Genomic DNA, 22,910 nt, shown 5'->3' on the forward strand with positions numbered 1-22,910 from the left:
AATGTATTTACCGCAATTTGGCTTTACATTCCTCTTTTATCATGCCTTAATATATTTACTTTTAATCCATTTACTCTTAATCTATGTGATTATAGGTATATGATAATGAATCAATATCATACACCTATAACAACTACAAAAAAGATTAAAGTGCTTAGTTCCAATTGAATATCGAAACCAAGCACTAATTGCATAAATTTTAATTTAATTATCTGTTCTACTTGATAAGGGTCAGCTCACATTTCATCAGTGGATTTTATTCTTTATTATTTAATTTCTTATGTCCCTACATTTCACATCCAAAAGCCAAGTCTCACAACTATTTCATCTTTCAGTTCCTTGTTGCGATAATTTACAATATCCGTATTAAACCTGAAAAGCTTAGCTTTAAGCGATATATGGGCAAATATGATTAGTCTTTTTTGTATAGTGCTACTATAGTCTCCACATGCATCGTATGAGCAAACATATCTACTGGTTGGACTTCTTCTATATTATATCCTCCTACATTTAGCACTTTTAGATCTCTTGCTAATGTTGCTGGATTACAAGAAATATATATGACTTTTTGAGGGGACATGGTGATTATGGCATCTAATAGTTTTTCGTCACAGCCTTTTCTAGGGGGGTCTACTATTACTATATCTGCTTTTATTCCTTGTTTAAGTAACTCTACGATTTTTTCTTCTGATTTACCTAATGTAAACTCAACATTATCTACATTATTTAACTTCATGTTATCTTGTGCATCTTTTATTGCTTCTTCTACTACTTCTACGCCATAAACTCTTCCTGAATTTTTTGCTAGATATAGAGATATTGTTCCTATACCACAGTATAAGTCAAAGACTGTTTCGACTCCTGTTAGCTCTGCAAATTCAACTACTTTATCGTACAACACCTTTGTCTGTATTGGGTTTACTTGAAAAAATGATAATGGTGAAATTTCGTATTTTAAAGTTCCTATGCTGTCAGTTATTTTTTCTTTTCCATAAATGAGTTTATTAGTTTTTGATAAAACTACATTGGTTTTGTTCATGTTAATGTTAATGTAGATGCTTACTACATTAGGCAAGTATTTCTTAATGTGTTCAATTAACTCTTTAGAAAATTTAATTTTCTTCACGTTAACTACGAATATTAGCATCACTTCATTATTAAAATTTGATACTCGTTCCACTACACCACGAAAAATTCCTTGATGTGTTTCTTCATTATATATCGATATATTATTCTTTTGTATAAACTCATTTATATATTTCATTGTACTTTCGCTTTGTCCGCTTTGTATCTTACAATGATTAATCGGTATAATTTCATGGCTCTTCTTTTTATAAAACCCTAATGTAGCGTCTTGAGATACTTTATACTGTGCTTTGTTTCTATACTCATATGGTTCTTTCATCCCTAACGTAGATTTCACCTTGTCTTGAATATTTTTTAAATTTCCTATCCTCTCTAGTGCATCTACAATTATTTTCCTTTTTATCTTCAACTGTTCTTTGTATTCTAAATTTTGTATTTGACATCCTCCACAGTCTTCAAAAAAAACACATGGAGGTGTACGTCTATTTTTACTCTGTTCAATTATTTTGTCTAAACTTCCTATGGCATAATTACTTTTTACTTTAGTAATTTTAGCTCTAATCTTTTCATCTGGTAATACTCCTTCAACAAATATAGTATAACCATTGTATTTACCTATACCTTCACCCTTTGAGCTTATATCTTCTATATTTAAAGTTACTATCTCGCCTTTTTTGTATAATCGATCCATTAGCATACTTTCCTCTCTTGACTAAGTAAATTGTGAAAGTAAGCTCTTGTACAAAGATTGCTCATTTTCTTTTTCATTGTAACACTTTTTTTACTTTTTAAACAAATTTCTTCTATACAGAACTCATTTCAACAAGTAGAAAAATGGGGTTATTAGAGTAAAATAAACTTAATTAGTGTAGATTTTGTAAAACTATAATATTATTTAATTTGATAACTTATTGATGATAGTATATAATTAAGGCAAATATTTTATAAAAGGGGTACTTGGATGGCAGAGTATAAAACCAGTAAAATTTCTAAAAATAAGATAATTGATACATGTAAGGAATTGTTCTATCTTCAAGGATACAAAAAGACAACTTATGTAGATATATGCAACAAAGCAAATAGCAACCCTGGATTGATTAACTATTACTTCAAAACAAAAAAAAATATAGCTGGTTTGATTTACGGTGACTTTTTTGTCCATATAAAAGATGCTGTGAAAAAATACATGTTAGAAACTTACAATTGTTATGATTTGCAATACGGTACAACTTTAGAGTTGCGCGTTTTCACTTATCTTTTAGATAATAATCCGATGCTTAAAAATTTTTATTATGATATTTGCAATGAAGGAATTGAATACGATATTGAAGTTGTCTACCATTTCTACAAATTACACGTAGATGAATACAACTTAAACCTTAGTGAGGATGAAATAAAACTTATTCAAACTGCTGTAGTTGGTTCTGGAATAGGCATTACAAAAAGAAATGTAGAAGGATTTTTTAACTGTGATACTTCAGTAATTTTTAATTTCAGAATAAAATCTATGTTTAGTTTGATGGGTGTTACTCCTGAAAGGGTTAATGAGATCTTAAGTGAAACAGAAAAGATGTTTTCTAAAATGGAAATAGAGTTAAACGATTATTTTCTTGTCACTGTTAAGTGACTATTTACATGATTTAAAATATATTATAAGCCTTAGACATCTTTGTATCCCTAAAATCAATAAAACTCTAGCGTTACTATAGTAACCGTGTCTTCGGTTTATTCAAGCATCATAGTAACGCTTAGACTGGTTAAGGTAGGTAAGTTTAGACTTAGACAGCCTTACAGCCTGGGTAACTTACAAAATACCATAGGGAATAATTACCCTATAAACCTTTCTATTTTTATTGAGTAAAAAAGTAGCACTTTCCTACGTAACCAAATGTCTGTAAGCAGCCACTTGGCTCCTTACTTGGCGATAATAAAAAAAGGGGATGCATTACGCATCCCATCAAATTATCATTATTTAGCATAAAAAAATCTTCTCTTTGGTAACTGGCTACCATCCGGTGAAGGGAAGGCCCTATAGCTTTGCGTCCTATTCTTTCGAATAGTTTGCTAGTATCTGAAAAGCAATTTCTTTATTAAAGATTAACATGTTTTTTATTAAAGTGCAACATTTTTCTACATTGTTTGCATTTATTTTTTTTCGACAATCTATTAAATTCATTTTTTTTATGATAAAATACTATAATAATTACAAATATTTCATAAGGTGGTGAGGTTTCATGAACGAAAGAGTACTTGTAGTAGACGATGAGGTGTCTATATGTGAACTTCTAAAGCTAGATTTAGAGTTTGAAGGATATATCGTAGAAACTGCGAATGATGGACAAGAGGCTTTACAGAAAGTAGAAACTTTTAACCCTGATATAATGATCCTAGATTTAATGCTTCCTAAAATGAACGGTTATGATGTTTGTAAAAAGGTTAATGCCGATAAAGGTATACCAATAATAATGCTAACTGCTAAAACCGATATTATTGATAGAGTCCTAGGTTTAGAATTAGGTGCTGATGATTATATAACAAAACCATTTGATAGCAGGGAATTAATGGCTAGAATTAAAGCTTTACTTAGAAGAAGTCAAAACACTACTCCTAAGGATGAAGATGATATTTTATATAATGATGAAATAAAAATAATTGGTAATGAAAGAAAGGTGTTAGTTAATAGCACCGAAATACACTTGACTCCAAAAGAGTTTGAGTTGTTACACCTTCTAGTATCTAACCCAGAACAAGTCTTCTCAAGAGAACTTCTTTTAGAAAGAGTATGGGGTTATGACTATTTTGGTGATACTCGAACAGTGGACATGCATATTCAAAGGATTAGAAAAAAAATTGGTGAGTTTGCTAAACACAATTATATACAAACTGTTTTTGGTGTAGGATATAAAATGAGGAGATTTTAATGAAGTTTACTTTTCGCTCTAAATTTGTATTTATTAACTTAGCCCTTGTGCTTTTAACTATGATTTTAATAGCCGTCATAGTAATACAAGGATTAATTCATAATAGTATAGGCTCTTCTCAAAGGAGATTATCTCAGTATTCAAATGAAGCTGTCTTATATATTCAACAAGAGGTTAGAGCGGATCAATCTACTTCAGATTATGACACAATATTTCTTAATAAAAGTTTATCATTAGTTGAGAGTCTATCAAATCTTTATACCACAAGAACATTGTTATATGATCTAGACGGAAATCTTTTAAGTGATTCTGCTAATGTGGAACTTATTAGTAATGTTTCTTTAGATAATGAGGTATCAACTGCACTCTCCTTGGATAGTGGCAAATCTGTGTCCCTATATAAAAAAGTTGAAGATCGAAGTAGAATTTACTCTGCAGCCCCGATATATATCGATGATCATAAAATTGGCGTTGTTGCTTTAATATATTCTCTAGAATTTATGGATACTACTATTCAACAGATAATTACTTTATTTATTTTTTCGTCTTTATTTAGTATGATAATTCTTATTATCCTTAGTAATTACATGGCTAAGTCTATTCTAAAACCTATAAGGTTATTGGTTGACTCCACTAAGAAAGTATCTCAAGGATACTATTCTGAATTAATTAAGTACGATGTAAAAGATGAGGTAGGCGAATTAACAAGTAATTTCAATAATATGACTCTAAATATTTCAGATAAAATAACTGAAATTGAAGAAGAAAAATACAAGTTATCTGCAATTATTTCATCTATCGATGATGGAATATTTGCAATAAGTCAAAATTTTGATATCTTGATGGTTAATGAAAAAGCAAAGGAGATTTTAAATACAAGTGAAAATGAATTTGAAAGCTCTATTTTAGACAATACCCCATTTTTAAAAGATATGGTGGAAGCTGTATTGCGAGAAGAAAATGATATAGTAACAGAAGTGAACTTCTCTAATAAGCACCTTCTACTACTTGCAAGTTCTATTATGCATAATCAAAACACTCTTGGTGTATTAATTGTTATAAGAGATAACACTAAGTTATACGAAGTAGAAAAACAACAAAAGAAATTTTTAAGTAATGTTTCTCATGAACTTAGGACTCCATTAACTACTATTATAGGATACACGGATTTATTACAGCGTAGAGGAACAGATAATGTTGAATTAACTAACAAGAGTATAGACAACATAAATAGAGAAGGTAAAAGACTGCTTAGATTAGTTAATGATTTACTATCACTGTCTAAATACGATCAGATTGATTTCGATATTATTTTTACGAGTGTTGATATCAATATGCTTCTAGAAGATGTTATCTATCAAATGAAAGTAAAAAGTCAGAAGTACAATATAGATATACTTTACAACACATCAGAACTTCCTCGTGTAAGAGGTGATAACGACAGACTAAAACAAGTGTTTATCAATATTTTAGACAATGCAATTAAATATTCTAATTCAGGTGATGTAATTAATGTAGTCGCTACACATTATGATAATTACGTAGAAATATCTGTAAGGGACTACGGTCCTGGTGTGCCCGAAGAATATTTAGAAAGAATTTTCGATGCTTTCTACAGAGTAGATGAGGCAAGATCTCGGGAATTTGGAGGTACAGGCTTAGGATTATCTATAGTTAAAAGCATTGTAGACAGGCACAATGGAAAAGTATACATGGAAAGTAAAGATAGAGAAGGCACTATGGTTGTGGTTAAACTTTTAAAGGAAAATTAATTTTACACCATTTTTACATTATGTTGTTCATTTCATTATATGAACCTTGTAAAATAGAATAGTAAAATAACCTCCTAAGGAGATGTGAAAGTGCATAAAATAAAATTAATCATTATAGTACTTCTTTCTATCATATTAGCAGGATGTACCCCTTTATTTTTAAGAGATAGCGAACCCAAAATATTAAATAATGCTACTGGTCTAACCGATAGTGAAACCTTATTGCAAAGCTCCTTAGAATCTAATCAGGAAGTTTTGATTAAAAGTATCAATAGCAATTTAATAGATGGATTAGTTTATGATATATCAAGTGATGGTAAAACGCTCTTATTAGGTAGCCCCTCTAGCTCAATAAGCGGGAATATAGAGTCTGCTGGTATTTACTCGAATCTACACACTTACAATATAAAGAACAATCAATTAAAGCAAGTGCTCTTGTCTTCAAAAGAACAAGTAAATGCCTTATTTGATAAAAAACACAAAGGTATGATTTATGTCGAATACAATAGAGATCCAGATGGAAAAGCAATCGAAGATTCATACCGGTTAAACTGGACAAATAATGAAGGTAGCCAAACAAAAAATTTATCTACATCTGACGAAAGTGTTTCACCTAAATTTTCTATGGTAAATAATGAATTAGTCATATACGGTAATACAAAAGGTCAAATAAAGATAGTGGAGCTTCGTAGCATCTCTCGTCAAAGTATATATAGAAAAACTTATAATTTAACTGAAAACTTAAATATATATAAAGTTGACTATTATGAAGATTACAATTTAGCCTTTTTCTTAGCCCTAAATCCTAAAACAAAGGACATGGACTTGTATTATGCTAATTTAGCTCAGACAGAGGTTGTTCCACGTTTAATTCACAAAAATGTTACTGACTTTAATATTTCTACTGAGAATGCCAGTGTTTTGTATAATGCAAAAGGCGAAAAGTCTAATCAGTTAATAAGTGTTGATATGTACTATAATAATACTGTTGTTTATGAAGGTCCCATATCGATGTTTTATTTTACTCCTGATGAAAATAAAATCATCTATGGTGAGAAGATAGATGATTCATCCAATAACCAAAATATTTGGATAATGAATTCAGATGGAACTCAAAGTACCCAATTAGCTTCTAATTTGAGAATAGCCGGTGATAGAATTATTTTTAACTCAAATAATGATTCTATATTCTTTTCAGTATTTCAGCTAGAAAGCAAAGAATCTAACACCTTAAATTATAAGGTATATAATATCGAATACTCATATAAATACTAAAAATAAGAACTTCTAGTTTATTCTAGAAGTTCTTATTTTTACACTACCTTACATTACAGTTGCCTTACCATTGTATATCAGACCTCTTTGAGGATCTATCGTTACTATAGTTCCATCTTCTATTAGCTTTAAACATTCTTTAGCTCCTACTACTATTGGAATTCCAAATTGAAGTGCTGCAATTGCACCTTGAGATGTTAAACCAGCTTCTTCAGTGATAACTCCCGAGGCTTCTTTCACATAAGATATATTGTCTCTATCTACGCCGTAGGTTACAACAATATCACCTTTTTCGAATTTGTCATTCTTATTTTGATCAATTATCCTCGCTACTCCTGTTGCTGCTTGTTTTCCAATACCAGCACCCCGGATAATTACATCTCCTATTGTTTGTACTTTAATCATATTAGTTGCTCCCTTTACACCTAATGGCAGACCTGCACTTATTACTACTAAATCACCTAAATTTACTAAGCCTTGATTTACTACTGTTAAAATTGATTTTTTAAACATACTATCTGTATCGTTAAAACAGTCAGTTTCTACACATTGAATACCCCATACTAATGATAGTAGTCTAACTACTCTTTCGTCATCTGTTAATGCAATAATTGGTGATGTAGGTCTGAATTTAGATGCCATTCTCGCTGTATAACCTGATGATGTAACAGTTATAATAGCAGACGCTTTGAGCTGTTCTGCAGTAGAACAAGTTGCATGGCTTATTACATTTGTTACTGAAGTATCTCCAGAAAAATGATGTGTCATTAATCTTCTATATTCTGAAGAGGTTTCTGTTTTAATAGCTATTCGCACCATAGTCTCTACAGATTCTATAGCGTATTTCCCTGCTGCAGTCTCTCCTGATAGCATAATTGCATCAGTACCATCAAATATCGCATTTGCTACATCTGTAACTTCTGCTCTTGTAGGTCTTGGATTTCTAATCATAGAATCTAACATCTGCGTAGCTGTAATAACAGGTTTACCTAATACATTACATTTTTTTATTATTTCCTTTTGAACTAATGGTACTTCTTCAGGAGAAATTTCTACTCCTAAATCTCCTCTAGCCACCATTATACCATCAGAAATATCGATAATAGAGTCTATATTGTCGACACCTTCTCTATTCTCTATTTTTGATATTATTTGAATATGTTCACCATTATTTTCTTCTAAAATTCTTCTTATTTCTATAACATCATCTGTTTTTCTGATAAATGATGCTGCAATATAATCAATATCTTCTTTTATACCAAACACTATATCATCAATATCTTTTTCCGTTATAGCAGGTAGCTTAATTGCCGTATCTGGGAAATTTAGACTCTTATTGTTCTTTAACTCCCCACCATTTTCAACATTACATATTATATCATTTCCATTAATATCATCTACCACAAATTGTAATAGGCCATCATCTGCAAGTATTGCATCACCTATTTTTAGTTCTTGGGGTAACTTATCATAGGTTATTGCTACTTTCTTTTCATTTCCAATTATTTCTTCTGTAGTTAAAATAAATTGATCATTTTTTTCTAGATTTATTACTCCATTTTCAAACTGCTTAATCCTGACTTCTGGGCCTTTAGTATCTAACATAATAGCTATAGGCACATTCAATTTTTTTCTGACTTTTTTAATTAAATCAATTTTTTTCTTATGTTCACTGTGAATCCCATGTGAAAAGTTAATTCTCGCAACATTCATACCACTTTCAATAAGCTTAGTTATTAACTCTTCTGAATCACTTGAAGGCCCTAGTGTACAAACGACTTTAGTTTTTTTCATAAAATTCCTCCTAGATTGATAGTATATCTGATATTTTATATGCTTCTACATCAAATTTCTTTTCTATTTCTAATGCTTCATTAATACCCATATCAATATATTTATTATCTCTGATACACGTTACTCTACTACTTTGTCCTTCGATAAGTAAGTTTACAGCCATATTTCCCATCCTACTAGCTAATATTCTATCAAAGGAAGATGGACTACCACCTCTTTGTATATATCCTAGGTTTGTCCCCCTTGTAACTACTCCTGTTCTTTCTTCAATTCCCTTGCATAAATCATCAAAGCTTCCTGCCCCTTCAGATAGTATTATAATACTGTGTAGTTTTCCTCTATCTTTTCCTTTTAGCAATTTTTCGCATATTATATCTAGATTATACTCTTGCTCAGGAACGATTATAGATTCAGCTCCTCCTGCTAAACCAGCAAATAAGGCAATATCACCACAATCTCGCCCCATAACTTCCACGACATTAACTCTATTATGTGAACTTGTTGTATCTCTAATTTTTCCTATAGCATCTAATGCAGTATTAAGTGCAGTGTCAAATCCGATAGAATAATCAGTACATCCAATATCATTATCAATTGTTCCTGGAATCCCTATAGTATTTACACCTCTATTACTTAAAGCTTGGGCACCTTTGAATGATCCATCTCCACCAATAACAATAAGGCTCTCTATATTATAATCATTTAGTATCTTAACTCCTTTTTTTTGTCCTGCTTCTGTTTTGAAATATTCAGATCGTGAAGATCTTAAGATAGTTCCTCCTCTATGAATAATATCTGCAACAGAATATATATTCATTGGTTCTATGTCTTGTTCTAATAAGCCAGTATATCCTCTTTTGATTCCGAACACTTCTACTTTATTATACATAGCAGTTCTTACAATAGCTCTTATGGCTGCATTCATCCCTGGTGCATCTCCACCACTAGTTAAAACTCCGATTCTCTTCATATTAACCTCTCCCTTTGTTATTTATATTACTTAATTTACATGAATATTGTCACTGCCAAACATCTTTGATAGTTCACCAATTAAATCTTCATTTAAGTTAACCCATAATTCTTTGTTTGATTTAAATTTTTTATCAGTATTTTTTATCGATAATATAACAGGTGTACTACCTGGATACTTTACTAGTACATCCTTAACTCTATTTATAGTCCCATTAGACATTTCTGGGATCATAATTTCTATATTTTTATGTTCTTGTTTTTCTTGATATTCTCCTGGTTGTTCGAGTTCAACCATGCTCTCACAGAGAATACTGGGTGATTGTTCTTCGTTAAAGTTTATTTTACCCTTAATTAGTACGGACTTATCAAGAATAATCAATTTTTCATATTTTGAATAAATTTTTGGGAAAACAACGATATCTATACTACCGAATAAATCCTCTAATGTTAAAAAGCACATCATATTATTCTTTTTGGTTAGTAAATTCTTTTTATTAGTTATCATGCCACCAACTGTAACTATGTTTCCATCCTTTACTCCTGATGCAACAAGTTCATCATAATTATTAATAGTGCTACTATTTAGTGAAACTCTACTTAAAAGAATTTTTTCATACTTTCTAAGTGGGTGTCCTGTTATATATAAGCCCAACATCTCTTTTTCCATTGCTAACTTCATATCTTCTTCAAATTCTTGAATTTGAGGCAAGGATTCATGAACCATATTGTGTTGTTGTATATTTTGAAATAATGATATTTGTCCCTCAATATTAGTTTTCTTGTCCATATTTATATTATCGATAATCTTTTCATATACATTCATTAATTGTGATCTATATACCGATAAAGAATCAAAGGCGCCACATTTTATTAGACTTTCTACTGCTCTTTTATTTAATACTTTACTATTATTTTTTTGGCAAAAATCTGTAAATGATTTGTATTTATCTTTTTGTCTACTAGAGATAATAGATTTTATAGGGTTATCACCTACATTCTTAACCGCAGCTAAGCCAAATCTTATATTTTCACCTACTACAGTAAATTTTTCATGGCTTTCATTTACATCAGGAGGCAATACATTTATGCCCATATTTCTACAATTCATTATATAAAGAGCTATTTTACCATCATTACCCATCACACTTGTTAACAAAGCAGCCATAAATTCAATAGGATAATACTTTTTAAGCCAAGCAGTTTGGTAAGCAATAACAGCATAGGCAGCAGCATGAGATTTATTAAATGCATAATTTGCAAAGTCGATCATCTGGTCAAATATTTTATTAGCTTGTTTTGAACTTACTCCTCTTCGAAGTGCACCTTCAACTACGATATTACCTTGTTCATCAACTTCCCCATTGATAAACACGTGTCTCTCTTCTTCCATAACTTGCATTTTTTTCTTTGACATAGCTCTTCTTACTAAATCACTTCTAGCCATTGAGTAACCTGCTACATCTCTTACTATTTTCATAACTTGCTCTTGATAAACCATACAACCATATGTTACTTTTAGTGTCTGTTCAAGCACCTCATGTATATACTGTATTTTTTCCGGTTTCTTTTTATTTTCAATATACGTCGGTATAGAGTCCATTGGGCCTGGCCGATACAGAGAAATTCCTGCAATTATATCCTCAAATGAATCAGGTTTTAAATTATTCATAAATTTTTGCATTCCACTGCTTTCTAATTGGAATACTCCTAATGTATCTCCACTTGATATCAATTCATAGACTAATTTATCCTCAAGATCTATATTTTCTAGAGAAATATTTATATTCTTGCTCAATGCTATATTATCTAATGTATCACGTATAACAGTCAAAGTCCTAAGTCCTAAGAAATCCATTTTTAATAAGCCTAGTTCTTCTAATAATGTCATGGGAAATTGTGTTGTTATAATTTCATTGTTTTTATAAAGGGGCACATATTCTACTAAAGGCTTATTTGATATTACCACACCTGCAGCATGAGTTGATGCATGCCTAGATAGCCCCTCTAAAGATCTGGATAATTCGATTAGACGATTGACTTCACTATCTTCATCCATCATCTTAGATATATTAGGATTTCCTTTTATAGCCTTTTCAATATTCATCCCTATTTCCATTGGAATTTCCTTTGCTACTCTATCAACTACACTATATGACATATCTAGAGATCTTCCAACATCTCTAATGGCTGCTCTTGCTGCCATAGTTCCAAATGTAATAATCTGTGCTACACGGTCACTACCATATTTATCTACCACATAATCTATTACTTCTTGCCTTCTCTCATAGCAAAAATCTATATCTATATCCGGCATTGTAACCCTATCAGGATTCAAGAATCGTTCAAACAAAAGATCGTATTTTATTGGGTCTACTGTTGTTATATCTAAGGTATACGATACTAAACTACCAGCGGCACTACCCCTGCCTGGTCCCACCATAATATAATTATCCTTTGCATACTTAATAAAATCCCATACAATTAAAAAGTATTCATTATATCCCATGGAATCAATAACAGATAATTCATATTCCATTCTTTGCTTGAGTCCTTCAGTAATATCATCATATTTATTTTGCAGACCCTCATAGCATAATTCCCGTAAGTAATTTCTCTCGCAAATACCTTCTGGAAGAGGATAAGTTGGCAAATGCATATTATCAAAGCTAATAGATAGATCGCATTTTGCAGCTATCAAATTGCTATTTTCAATAGCCTGCGGTATGTGATTAAAAAGCGAATACATTTCATCATAAGACTTTAGGTAGAATTCATCACTTGGAAACTTCATCCTATCTGTTTGCGCTACATTACTAGCAGTCTGTATACATAGCAATACGTCATGACTCTGAGCATCTTCTTTTTTGACATAGTGAACGTCATTTGTTGCAACTAACTGTACATTGGTTTCTTTAGATATTTGAACTAATATTTCATTAACTTTTATTTGTTCTGCCATATTATGATTTTGAACTTCTAAGTAAAAATCATCTTCAAATAACTCTTTATATCGCAAAGTCAATTCTTTGGCTCTTTTATTGTCATTATTCATTATTGCTCTAGGTATATCTCCTGCTAAACAAGCACTTAAACAAATAAGCCCTTCTTTATGAGCTTCTAAAAACTCCATATCTATTCTAGGTTTATAATAAAATCCGTCTATAAAACCCGTAGATACGATCTTCATTAGATTTTTATAACCTTCATTGTTTTTTGCGAGTAAAACCAAATGACCAGGGTTTGAATCTTGCTTGGAATCTTTATCATGCAGGCTTCTTGGTGCCGTATATACTTCGCACCCTATTATTGGTTTTATGCCTTGCACGATACACTCTTTATAAAAATCTATAATCCCAAACATGACTCCATGGTCAGTTATAGCCAAGCTTTCCATGCCGAGTTCCTTAGCTCTAAGAATTACATCCTTAATGCGACTAAAACCATCTAATAAACTAAATTCAGTATGTACATGTAAATGGGTAAAATTTTTCATCCTAAAAAATCCCTTCAACTTATCTTAACTACAAGTTTGTCTTGCTATATAAGATTATATACTACTTATATAATATTATAAATGTATATATCGCTTACGTCAACAACTTGTCCCTCCGGGTCAAATTTGACCCTATGTGCATACATTATATTTAAGTTTGAGAATTATGACAAAAGTATTGAGTTCTTATTAATTCAATCCTATAGATTTTGCTATTTCCTCTATTTTCTTAAATCTATGATTAATACCTGATTTGCCTACTGGAGGTTCTAGTAGCTCTCCTAATTCCTTTAGGGATGCATCCTCATAGTTTAACCTTAATTCTGCTACTTCTTTAAGCTTTTGAGGTAATTTCTCTAGCCCCATATGTTCTTTTATATATTCAATCGACTCTATTTGCCTATATGCCGCATCTACAGTTTTGGTCAAGTTAGCAGTTTCACAGTTGACAATTCTATTTACATTATTTCTCATTTCTTTCATGATCCTGATATTTTCTATATTTAATAAGGTCTTATGTGCACCGATGATATTTAATAAGGTAACAATTTGTTCTCCTTCTTTTAAATACACAATATAGTTATTTTTTCTTTGTATACACTTTGCTGTTAAATTGTAACTATTAATCAATTTCAATAGTTGTTCCGCATATTCTTTATTATGACAAGTAAATTCTAAGTGATATGCCTTATCTGGATTAGATATAGAACCACCTCCTAAAAAAGCTCCTCTTATTGCTGCTCTTTTACAACATGAACGACTTGTAAATTTCTTCGGAATATCATAATCTAAAGTAATAAAACCATCATTGTTTTTTAATATATGTAATTCCAAAAGGATGTGTAGTGTTTCTTCTTGTGATGGAACCTTTACAGTGTATACATTCCTATTAATGAATTGCCTATTTTTTGAAACACTAACTTTTGCATTCACTTTATAGTTTGCTTTTAGTATTTTGAATCCTCTTCTTGCAATAGCTGCATTTTCAGTTCTAATATTAAAACTGACTTTGTTATTTCCTTCAAAACTTATAGTTCCACACATATGAAACAAACTTGATAATTCTGCTAGCATACAGCAATTATCATCGTAAGATAAAGCACAAATTTCACTTTTAGTTTCAGATGAAAAGCTCATATTCTAATCCTCTTTTACATTTAATATCGTCTCAATTATTTTTTTTGCATTATGCCTAATATATCCGTTTTTAACTTCTACAAAATCATCTAATATAAACTTGTAATAACCTTCTCTAAATTTTGACAAATTGATTCGAACCATATCTGACCCCTCTAGTTGATACTGTTTTAAATATTTTCTCTCTACTATACCAGAGTTTGCTATTATGTAATCTACCACTTTACTTCCATTAGCTAAATGATTCTCTATAGCTTCTATATGGTCAAACAAATCATATCCTTGTGTTTCCCCAGGTTGTGTCATAACATTAGAAATATAAAATTTCTTTCCCTTTGAGTTGTGCAAGGCAATCTCTATATTTTCTACTAATAAATTTGGAATAATACTTGTATATAAACTCCCTGGACCTAATATAATTATATCTGCTTGTTCTATAGCATCTAAACAATATGGCAAAGCTTTTACTGTACATGGATTGATCCTCATTTTTTTTATATTGCTCTTCATTTCCTGGACTGATTTTGCAATATATGATTCTCCGTTTACTATTTGACCATTTACTAATTCTGCAGTTAGTGTAATATCCTCTGTAGTAACTGGAAGTACTGTACCCTTAACTGCCATAACGTCACTTACATTTTTTATAGCCTCTACAAAGTTATCGCTAATTGCATTCATTGCAGCAATAAATAAATTTCCAAAACTTTGTCCTCTTAATCTGCCTTCCTCAAATCTATAATTTAGTAAGTTTTGCATTATTGACTCGTCATCTGCTAAAGCTAAAATACAACTTCGAATATCTCCAGGCGGTAACATACCTAAATCTTCTCTTAAAACGCCTGATCCACCACCATCATCAGCTACGGTAATTATAGCTGTAATCTCTTCTGTATATTCTTTAATTCCTCTAAGTAGTACTGATACTCCTGTTCCACCTCCAATTATAACAACCTTAGGAGAATTTGACTTTTTATAATATTCACCTTGAGTATATATATCACTCATTTAATTATCTCCTATATGCTTATATATATCTCTATGATCAATTACTACCCAATTACCTTCTTTTTGGAGTAAAGAGTACAGAGTATTTGCTATTGTGACCGATCTATGTTGTCCTCCTGTACACCCTATGGCTATTATAAGCTGAGTCTTTCCCTCTTCTGTATAGTTTGGAATTAAGAATTTTAGTAAGTCCAATATCTTATCAATAAACTGATGTGTTAGTTTGTATTCCAACACATAGTCTTGTACTGCTTTGTCATTTCCAGTAAGTTTTCTCAGTTCCTCTACGTAAAAAGGATTAGGTAGAAATCTTACATCAAAAACTAAATCTGCATCTAAAGGAATTCCATATTTAAATCCAAACGAAACTACATTTATAAGCAATCCTGTAGATTTCATGTCGTTATTAAATACATTAGACAGTTCTCCCTTTAAGTCTTTTACAGTTAAATTTGATGTATCAATGATGTAATCTGAAATCTTTTTAATTTCAGCAAGTTTTTCCCGTTCTAATGAAACCCCTACTAATGTTCTATCTTCATTTGCAAGTGGGTGTTTTCTTCTAGTCTCTTTAAATCTTTGTATTAACACTTCATCTGTAGCATCTAAAAATAGCACTTCAAAATCAAATTTCCTTTGGCGCATTTCTTCTAATATACTTTCAAGTTGATCAAAGAATATCCCACCTCTACTATCAACAACTAGAGCTACTTTTTCTATATTTGTGTTCGACCTTCCACATAATTCAGCAATAGTTGGGATTAATTCTGGTGGTAGATTGTCAACACAAAAATATCCCCAATCTTCAAACGCTCTAAGTGTATAACTTCTTCCCGCACCAGATAACCCAGTTACTATAACAAATCTCATAATATTAATCCTCCTCAACATTCACTATATTTTCTACTGGTATAGACGCATATTCTATAGCTTTTAATCCTCTGTCTACACTGCCTATATTTTCTTGCAGGTGCGAATCACTATTTACTGCAAATTTTACATTATATTTTTTTGCTACTATAATTTCCTCTTTCGTAAGATGTCCATGACTTGCGTTTACCTCTAAGACTATATTTAACTCTGCTGCTTTTCTTGCTATAGCATCAATATTAATTGGAATTTTTGCGCCTGGATGAGTTATCATAAAAATCGGATGTTTTTCCATGACTTTTATTAATGCGTCTGTATTGACTTCCATAGCTTTTCTTCTTAATATAGGAAATACTTTAGCCAATGCATTAAGACAATAAAACATAACGAAATCTTTGATACTATGAGGTATTATTCCATAATGATATCCAACATAGACAACATCGTACATTTTAAACTCTTCGTCACGAATATCGATATTCCCATCTAATCCAACAACATTTGCTTCAATTCCAAGCAATATCTCTATATTAGGATATTTTTCTCTCATTGAATTAACTGCATTTCTCATTTCTATCCAATGTCTTCTTTTTACACCATATAAGAAATGACCACTTCCATGATCAGATATTACTATTTTTTTAAGTCCAACTTCTATGGCCCTTAAAATATTTTCTTCAATAGTCGCTTTGCCATGACTATATGTCGTATGTGTGTGTAGATCTCCTGTTAATCTCATGAATAAATTCCACCTTCTATATTTATTTATATATTTGTTTGTATTAGTCTATTTAAACAGTAGTAACTAAAGAGCTTACATAATACTATCTCTTATCAATATCATTATATAATATTTACCCAAAAGTAGATATTATTATAGATATAATTACTTAAGACAGTATGCCTAATTTATTATACTTATTCTAACAACATCATAATCGCTTTACTGTTATTAACAATTATCGATTGAATATTTTTCAAATTTAAATTCTCAATTCTAAAATGTTACTTTTTGAATAATGTTTTAACCTTTTATTGCACTCCTATATTGGAGTATCTTAAGTAGATAAGTATTTATGCTGTTATCCACTTCTTCTTTATTATAATGGCTTATAACATATATCTAATAAATATATTGTAACCTTTTTAATTTTATCTATTGCAAATACGAACTTCAGTATTTCATAATATAATCCTGTCTTTGTCAGTTATAGTAAAAAGCTTGAAACCTATTGGAAATACGAGGATTCAAGCTTTTTTATGTGTTCGAAAAGTGCGTACTTTTTTAGGTTTTCAACTCGGTAAACTCGCAAAGTCTTATATTTATAGCTTAAACGCTCGGAGTCTCTGCTTTCACTTAAAAATTGACTTTTGCTGATTAATGCTTTATCTAATCTTTTGATTTCTTTTTTAATTAGTTTAACCTGATAAATTCAGATTTTTATTATTTTTTTCAAACCAAAAATGACTTTAGGCAATCATGTCGAATTACTATAGTAATAAGCGTGCTTTGGATTATCCCAACTGGGAACAACCAATACATTGCTGATTTTCTCACTAAATCTTTTCTTAATAGTATTATTCGGCGTGTGAAATCTATTAACAAAGGCAAATCATCAGATCACATCCATAATATTACGTATTCTAAGATGCCTAAAGTCTCATCAGCTAATGATGAAATATGAAAAATGTATGCCAATGGAAAGTTTTGTTACGCTACGAATGGACTTGGTATCGTTAGAGAATTACTTGCCTTTATCGCAACTTCAAGGAAAAATATCCAGAACTTGAACTAGAAGTTCTTTATGATGATCCTGAAGATGAAAAACTGTTGATGACAGTAAATCTTTAAAACCTGTAATTTCTAACTTTCTAAATGCACACCCTACTATCCATCCTAAAATATTTTTATGTGGTTCGGATTTTGATACCTATAAAACGTATCCATTTTTATTAAAAGATTGTCATTTAGAAAAAGTATACATACCTCTTAGAAAAAGTCCAAAGTCAGATGATATAGCTGATCCAGCTTTCAATGAATTTGGTTGGCCTGTTTGCCCACTTGATCCTTCTAAGATTTTCAAACCTAAAGGTTGGTCTCGTGAATCCAGAAACTTATTATAAAGGAACAAATCCTGTGTGCCACTGTAAGAATCCTTGTGCTCCATCTAAAGAAAGTAGAACCGTAAATGCACAGTCAGTCGTGATAAGCGTATATATCATGGCACATAAGAGACACGGATATATGGATTAATGAGTATAGTTTACATTCCTAATTCATATCTTAGTATTAAGTAGAAACAACTATTAAATTAACTTCAAATTTTATAGCATCTTTTGGATCCATTCCGCAAATGCCTATTCCCACCAAATATAAGGCACTCTGTTATTGAGCGCTTACATTCAATCGTTAAAGATCATACTTTTTCTTAAATTTAAAATAACTAATACAAAAAAAATATATATAAATAGTGTAATTATTATCTCTGAATAAGTAAGAGTTCTTGCATTTTCATTATATATCTGCCTTCCTAAAAATGAAATTCCCATAGGATTATAAACCATAAATTTTAATGGAAACAAATTTATTATATGTCCTATTACGATTAATATAAAATCAATTATTGTTGACTTAGTAAAAGTATCAATTAATAAAATAAACAAAAAAATAAACAACATCTCCAAAAATTTAGAAATAACAAATTTTATTATTATATTAATAATAGGAGTATTTACCATTGGCGTTCCTTTTAGTAATTCTACACTATTTTTATTAAGTTCTATATCTCTTGTAAAAACAAAGCTTGTAATTATATAAACTAAAATTGTAACAAATATATATAATATAATAAAATTTATTGCTGTTTTGTTAATTTTATTCAACCATTTAGTTCGACTTCCAAATCTTATTTTTACTGCTAAGTTTATATGTGTTTTACAGTATTCATAAAATCCACATAATATATATACAGGAATTATGTTATATAACATAATATAAATATAACTGCGCATAGAAAATATTCCTGTTCCTGACCCATATAATTCTAATACAATTAATTCATCAAAATTACTTTTAATATTTTCTGTATATATACTAATCACACTCACACTAGTTAAAATCACAATAAGTAAAATGTACTTTTTTTTAAATAAAAATGAATAAAAATAACGACTATTATCTAATTTTATATGTGAAATTAGGTTGAAATCTCGAATATTATACCACCAAAACTTCTTTAATAATAAAAAACAAAATATACTACTAAAAAACATAAGTAATAATACAAGAACATTTTTATACCATATAACAACATATGTCCCAAAAGCAAAACATCTATAAATAAATGGCATTGTTTCAATATTATTAAATAAGAAAGATATTGCTAAAGAAAATAATATAATAAAATAACTCAATTTTTTAGGCAAAAAATGAGTTAATGTAATAATAATAATCCCTATAAAAGTTAATCCGATAATTAGATATATAGAAGTTTTAATTATACCAATTATGGGGTGTGTAATATTTATAATTGAATATTGACTAGCTATTTCATTACATGAAAATATAGAAACGTGATTATTAATTAACAACAGACTTATTATTGTTAATATCAATATATGAAGAAAAATAAATAAACAGGCTAATATAAATATTAATATGACTCTCATAATATAAAACCTAGAAATGCTTTTACTTTTAAATATGATTAAAACACTTTTATTAGCAATAGTGCTAATTATAACTAATACAAATATTGGCAATAATATGCATGTAATAAAATATTTGTTTGACAAAATAAACAAAATGAATTCATATGAATTAAAATTATTTTCATAACTTTGTAAGTATAATAATGCAATGAAGGTTAACAAAAATATATATAATAGTGTTTTACAATGATAATACTTCTTGATTTCATATCTCAATAATTCTAAAATCAGTTTATTTATCTCCTTTTCTAATATATTAATTTTTATACTTAAGTTTCATTTCATCAGACATTGGTTTGATATTCTTGTTTTCAATTATATATGTTTTATTACATAAAGTTTGAATATCCTGAAAATTATGACTTGTAATTAAAATTGTTTTTTTTTGATTTTGGAGTAATCTGATTATATTAATAATATCATCTTTAGTTTTATAGTCTAACCCATTAAAAGGTTCATCTAATATTAATATATCTTGATCTTCCATAATTGCTTGAGCAATCCCTAACTTTTGCTTCATACCAACAGAATAATTTTTGACCTTAGTTTTATCATAAGGATCCAATCCAACTTTTTTCATTGTATTCAAAATATCATTTTTGTCAGCTTTTTTGGTGATATTTGCAAGAAATTTTAAATTCTCATAACCAGAATATAAATCTATGTAGCCTGGAGAATTAATTAAGATACCAACATTTATCGGAAAATCTGTATTCAATCCAACCTTTTCACTTCTTACAAAAACATCACCCATATCAGGTCGCATAAGTCCCACAATAATTTTAAACAAAACTGATTTACCGCATCCATTTTCACCCACCAAACCTACTGTCTCACCCTTTATAACTTGGAGACTAACATTACTAAAAACCACTCTTTTCTTAAAGGATTTTTTCACATTTATTAATTCGATAATGTAATCCATAGTTCAACCTTCTTTACTATATTTAATATTTATGTTATATTTCAAATATTTTTTCTTTTTTAATTAATGAATAATATACTAATAAAATTACAATTAAAATTATTATAGTTAACGCACTAAAAATAAATGTATATTTAGAAATCACTTCACTTTTAACACGTGTTGGATCAAAACTAGTTATTATTTCATATTGCGAATATCCTAATGTTCCAAGAACAAATGAATCAATTATTCCAAATAAAAAAGGAGTCGCTAATACAATAAATAAATTTTTAATAAATAATGACAATACATATCCTAAGGTTGAAAATAAAAAAGCTAGAATTCCTCTCCAAGCACTTAGTAAAAATCCATATAAAAGTGGATATTTTACATAAAGTAAACCTTTATAAACTCTTATTGATATATCATTTTCCGATAAAGGTAATACTATATCAACCTGTGGAAAAATATATAGAATAAATAAAAGTGCAGTAAATGAAATTATAAACATAACTAATGCCGAGGAGAATGCCGATATCAACCATTTCAATAAAAGATATTTTAATTTAGAGATCCTAGGGACTACATATGCAAGATAATTATTTTTTCTTTCATAAACCATTATCCAACAAACAGGAACTACTGCAATTATTATATAAAATAGACTTAAATATTCACCTCCTATAGACCATAGCTGCATATTATAAAATAAAGCATACTGGTTTTGTATCATATAGCATATTATCACAAATAAAATATTGGATATAATCGTCGTGATAATTGAAAATTTAAATATTTTTTTCACTTCCGAGATAATTAAGTACAATTAATACTCCACCTTTACATTTTTATTCAAGTATGTATTTAAATAAATGACTAATATAATTATCGTTAGCAGCATTATCTCCAACATATGATTAATATTATAATTGTAGCCAAAGTGTAAAATAAAATAGTTGTTAATAAATAAATATCCTATAATATTATTATACTGATCTATTGAATGCACTGCAACGATCATACCCATATATTCAATTATTTGTATGATAAGTACTATTTTTTTAGAAAAAGTATTTATAACAATATAAAATAAAATACTACTGATATACATCCCAAAAATCATATATCCAGCTAATTTAAATAAAGCAATTAGTGGTGTTTCATTATAATATGAATAGATTTTAAGAGAATCGAAAACTGTTTGAGTCAAATCCACACTTTGATTCATAAACAAAAAAATATTTTGATGCGGTAATACAGCGCGTGTAATCATAATAACTACCAATATTTGTATTATTACATATATGGAAATTATTATAAATATCGAAATAAATTGTATATATATGTAATTTCTAATCTTTTTAAATCTTATTATCATATAAATTGAATAATCATTCTGTAATTTATAAATCATAAAGATTAGAAATGGTAATGAAATAAAAGTAACATAATATGGATTCGCTATTACAGCTATTGTAACTTCATAAGCAGTCAAAATTCCATCTATTTCATTCAAATAGGTTAATGAAACACATGAGACGACTGCAACTAGTACTAATAACTTAAATGAAAAAAAAATCAAAATATTCTTCGTAATTAATGACATATAAACTCCCCTGACTAATTAAATATATCTCTTAAAATATAAATTATTGCACAACCATTTATTGTAATACTTAATAAGTACTTCTAGTTAGATCTCCAACTAGTTCTACAATTAACTCTCACATATTGATTTAACTTACTTCGAAAATAGCATCCCATACTCGAATCTTTAACCATTTTAGATGTTGCGGGAATTTTTCGCTGATCACCTGTTGAAATTGCAATCTTACTACCAAAGGTCATCAATTCATTATTTTGTTTACCTCCCATGTACGTATACATCTCATAATTATTAGAAACATAATCTACTTTTATATCACCAGCAATCCCACTTTGAGATTTAGTCTGTTTCATAGGGT

Annotated in this window: 19 protein-coding genes and 1 riboswitch; of the genes, 5 read left to right on the plus strand and 14 right to left on the minus strand. The window is 29.5% G+C overall.

Features of this window, described 5'->3' with window-relative positions:
* Positions 1-412: 412 nt before the first annotated feature.
* Positions 413-1,777 (minus strand): 23S rRNA (uracil(1939)-C(5))-methyltransferase RlmD, encoded by a 1,365-nt coding sequence (gene rlmD, locus GC105_RS11170; protein ID WP_152804773.1) that lies wholly within the window; start codon positions 1,775-1,777, stop codon positions 413-415.
* Between the two features lie 270 nt (positions 1,778-2,047).
* Here rlmD and GC105_RS11175 point away from each other — a divergent pair, with 270 nt between their 5' ends.
* The 4 genes from GC105_RS11175 to GC105_RS11190 all read left to right on the plus strand — a co-directional run bounded on the left by GC105_RS11175 (position 2,048) and on the right by GC105_RS11190 (position 7,054).
* Complete coding sequence (locus tag GC105_RS11175) at positions 2,048-2,713, plus strand: TetR/AcrR family transcriptional regulator (protein ID WP_152804774.1); 666 nt, start codon at positions 2,048-2,050, stop codon at positions 2,711-2,713.
* Between the two features lie 366 nt (positions 2,714-3,079).
* Positions 3,080-3,162: riboswitch (cyclic di-GMP riboswitch) on the minus strand.
* Between the two features lie 158 nt (positions 3,163-3,320).
* Positions 3,321-4,007, plus strand: coding sequence for a response regulator transcription factor (locus GC105_RS11180; protein ID WP_152804776.1), 687 nt, complete (start codon positions 3,321-3,323; stop codon positions 4,005-4,007).
* Positions 4,007-5,779, plus strand: a complete 1,773-nt coding sequence (locus tag GC105_RS11185; RefSeq protein ID WP_152804778.1) for an ATP-binding protein — start codon at positions 4,007-4,009, stop codon at positions 5,777-5,779. The genes GC105_RS11180 and GC105_RS11185 overlap by 1 nt, the downstream gene beginning before the upstream one ends.
* 90 nt (positions 5,780-5,869) lie before the next feature.
* Positions 5,870-7,054: a TolB-like translocation protein gene (locus tag GC105_RS11190; RefSeq protein WP_152804780.1), complete on the plus strand. Its 1,185-nt coding sequence runs from the start codon at positions 5,870-5,872 to the stop codon at positions 7,052-7,054.
* A 48-nt stretch (positions 7,055-7,102) separates the two neighbouring features.
* Here GC105_RS11190 and pyk read toward each other — a convergent pair whose 3' ends face one another.
* The 7 genes from pyk to GC105_RS11225 all read right to left on the minus strand — a co-directional run bounded on the left by pyk (position 7,103) and on the right by GC105_RS11225 (position 17,067).
* Positions 7,103-8,848, minus strand: coding sequence for a pyruvate kinase (pyk, locus tag GC105_RS11195; RefSeq protein WP_152804782.1), 1,746 nt, complete (start codon positions 8,846-8,848; stop codon positions 7,103-7,105).
* A 10-nt stretch (positions 8,849-8,858) separates the two neighbouring features.
* Positions 8,859-9,818: a 6-phosphofructokinase gene (gene pfkA / locus GC105_RS11200; protein ID WP_152804784.1), complete on the minus strand. Its 960-nt coding sequence runs from the start codon at positions 9,816-9,818 to the stop codon at positions 8,859-8,861.
* A 30-nt stretch (positions 9,819-9,848) separates the two neighbouring features.
* Positions 9,849-13,313: a DNA polymerase III subunit alpha gene (locus tag GC105_RS11205; RefSeq protein WP_152804785.1), complete on the minus strand. Its 3,465-nt coding sequence runs from the start codon at positions 13,311-13,313 to the stop codon at positions 9,849-9,851.
* Positions 13,314-13,502: 189 nt separating this feature from the next.
* The gene (gene whiA, locus GC105_RS11210) at positions 13,503-14,450 is read right to left on the minus strand and encodes a DNA-binding protein WhiA (RefSeq protein WP_152804788.1); all 948 of its coding nucleotides are present in this window, start codon (positions 14,448-14,450) and stop codon (positions 13,503-13,505) included.
* Between the two features lie 3 nt (positions 14,451-14,453).
* Positions 14,454-15,458 carry a gluconeogenesis factor YvcK family protein gene (locus GC105_RS11215; RefSeq protein WP_152804789.1) on the minus strand — a complete coding sequence of 335 codons (1,005 nt, stop codon included), beginning with the start codon at positions 15,456-15,458 and terminating at the stop codon, positions 14,454-14,456.
* Positions 15,459-16,328, minus strand: a complete 870-nt coding sequence (gene rapZ / locus GC105_RS11220) for an RNase adapter RapZ (RefSeq protein ID WP_152804791.1) — start codon at positions 16,326-16,328, stop codon at positions 15,459-15,461. It abuts the gene before it with no gap.
* Between the two features lie 4 nt (positions 16,329-16,332).
* Positions 16,333-17,067 carry a PHP domain-containing protein gene (locus tag GC105_RS11225; protein WP_152804793.1) on the minus strand — a complete coding sequence of 245 codons (735 nt, stop codon included), beginning with the start codon at positions 17,065-17,067 and terminating at the stop codon, positions 16,333-16,335.
* 766 nt (positions 17,068-17,833) lie between these two features.
* Here GC105_RS11225 and GC105_RS16925 point away from each other — a divergent pair.
* Positions 17,834-18,013, plus strand: coding sequence for a hypothetical protein (locus GC105_RS16925; protein ID WP_193708394.1), 180 nt, complete (start codon positions 17,834-17,836; stop codon positions 18,011-18,013).
* A 279-nt stretch (positions 18,014-18,292) separates the two neighbouring features.
* On the opposite strand, the gene GC105_RS16930 is transcribed toward GC105_RS16925, so the two are convergent.
* The 6 genes from GC105_RS16930 to GC105_RS11250 all read right to left on the minus strand — a co-directional run bounded on the left by GC105_RS16930 (position 18,293) and on the right by GC105_RS11250 (position 22,905).
* Complete coding sequence (locus GC105_RS16930) at positions 18,293-18,496, minus strand: hypothetical protein (protein WP_193708395.1); 204 nt, start codon at positions 18,494-18,496, stop codon at positions 18,293-18,295.
* Positions 18,497-18,731: 235 nt separating this feature from the next.
* Positions 18,732-19,436 carry a hypothetical protein gene (locus GC105_RS11230; protein ID WP_193708396.1) on the minus strand — a complete coding sequence of 235 codons (705 nt, stop codon included), beginning with the start codon at positions 19,434-19,436 and terminating at the stop codon, positions 18,732-18,734.
* 859 nt (positions 19,437-20,295) lie between these two features.
* Positions 20,296-20,964 carry an ABC transporter ATP-binding protein gene (locus GC105_RS11235; RefSeq protein WP_152804797.1) on the minus strand — a complete coding sequence of 223 codons (669 nt, stop codon included), beginning with the start codon at positions 20,962-20,964 and terminating at the stop codon, positions 20,296-20,298.
* Between the two features lie 34 nt (positions 20,965-20,998).
* Entirely contained in the window at positions 20,999-21,772 is a 774-nt protein-coding gene (locus tag GC105_RS11240) for a hypothetical protein (RefSeq protein WP_152804799.1), read from the minus strand.
* Positions 21,773-22,552 carry a hypothetical protein gene (locus tag GC105_RS11245; RefSeq protein ID WP_152804801.1) on the minus strand — a complete coding sequence of 260 codons (780 nt, stop codon included), beginning with the start codon at positions 22,550-22,552 and terminating at the stop codon, positions 21,773-21,775.
* An 83-nt stretch (positions 22,553-22,635) separates the two neighbouring features.
* Positions 22,636-22,905 carry a hypothetical protein gene (locus GC105_RS11250; protein ID WP_152804803.1) on the minus strand — a complete coding sequence of 90 codons (270 nt, stop codon included), beginning with the start codon at positions 22,903-22,905 and terminating at the stop codon, positions 22,636-22,638.
* Positions 22,906-22,910: the final 5 nt, after the last annotated feature.

The organism is Alkalibaculum sporogenes, from assembly GCF_009362815.1.
Lineage (GTDB): Bacteria > Bacillota > Clostridia > Eubacteriales > Alkalibacteraceae > Alkalibaculum_A > Alkalibaculum_A sporogenes.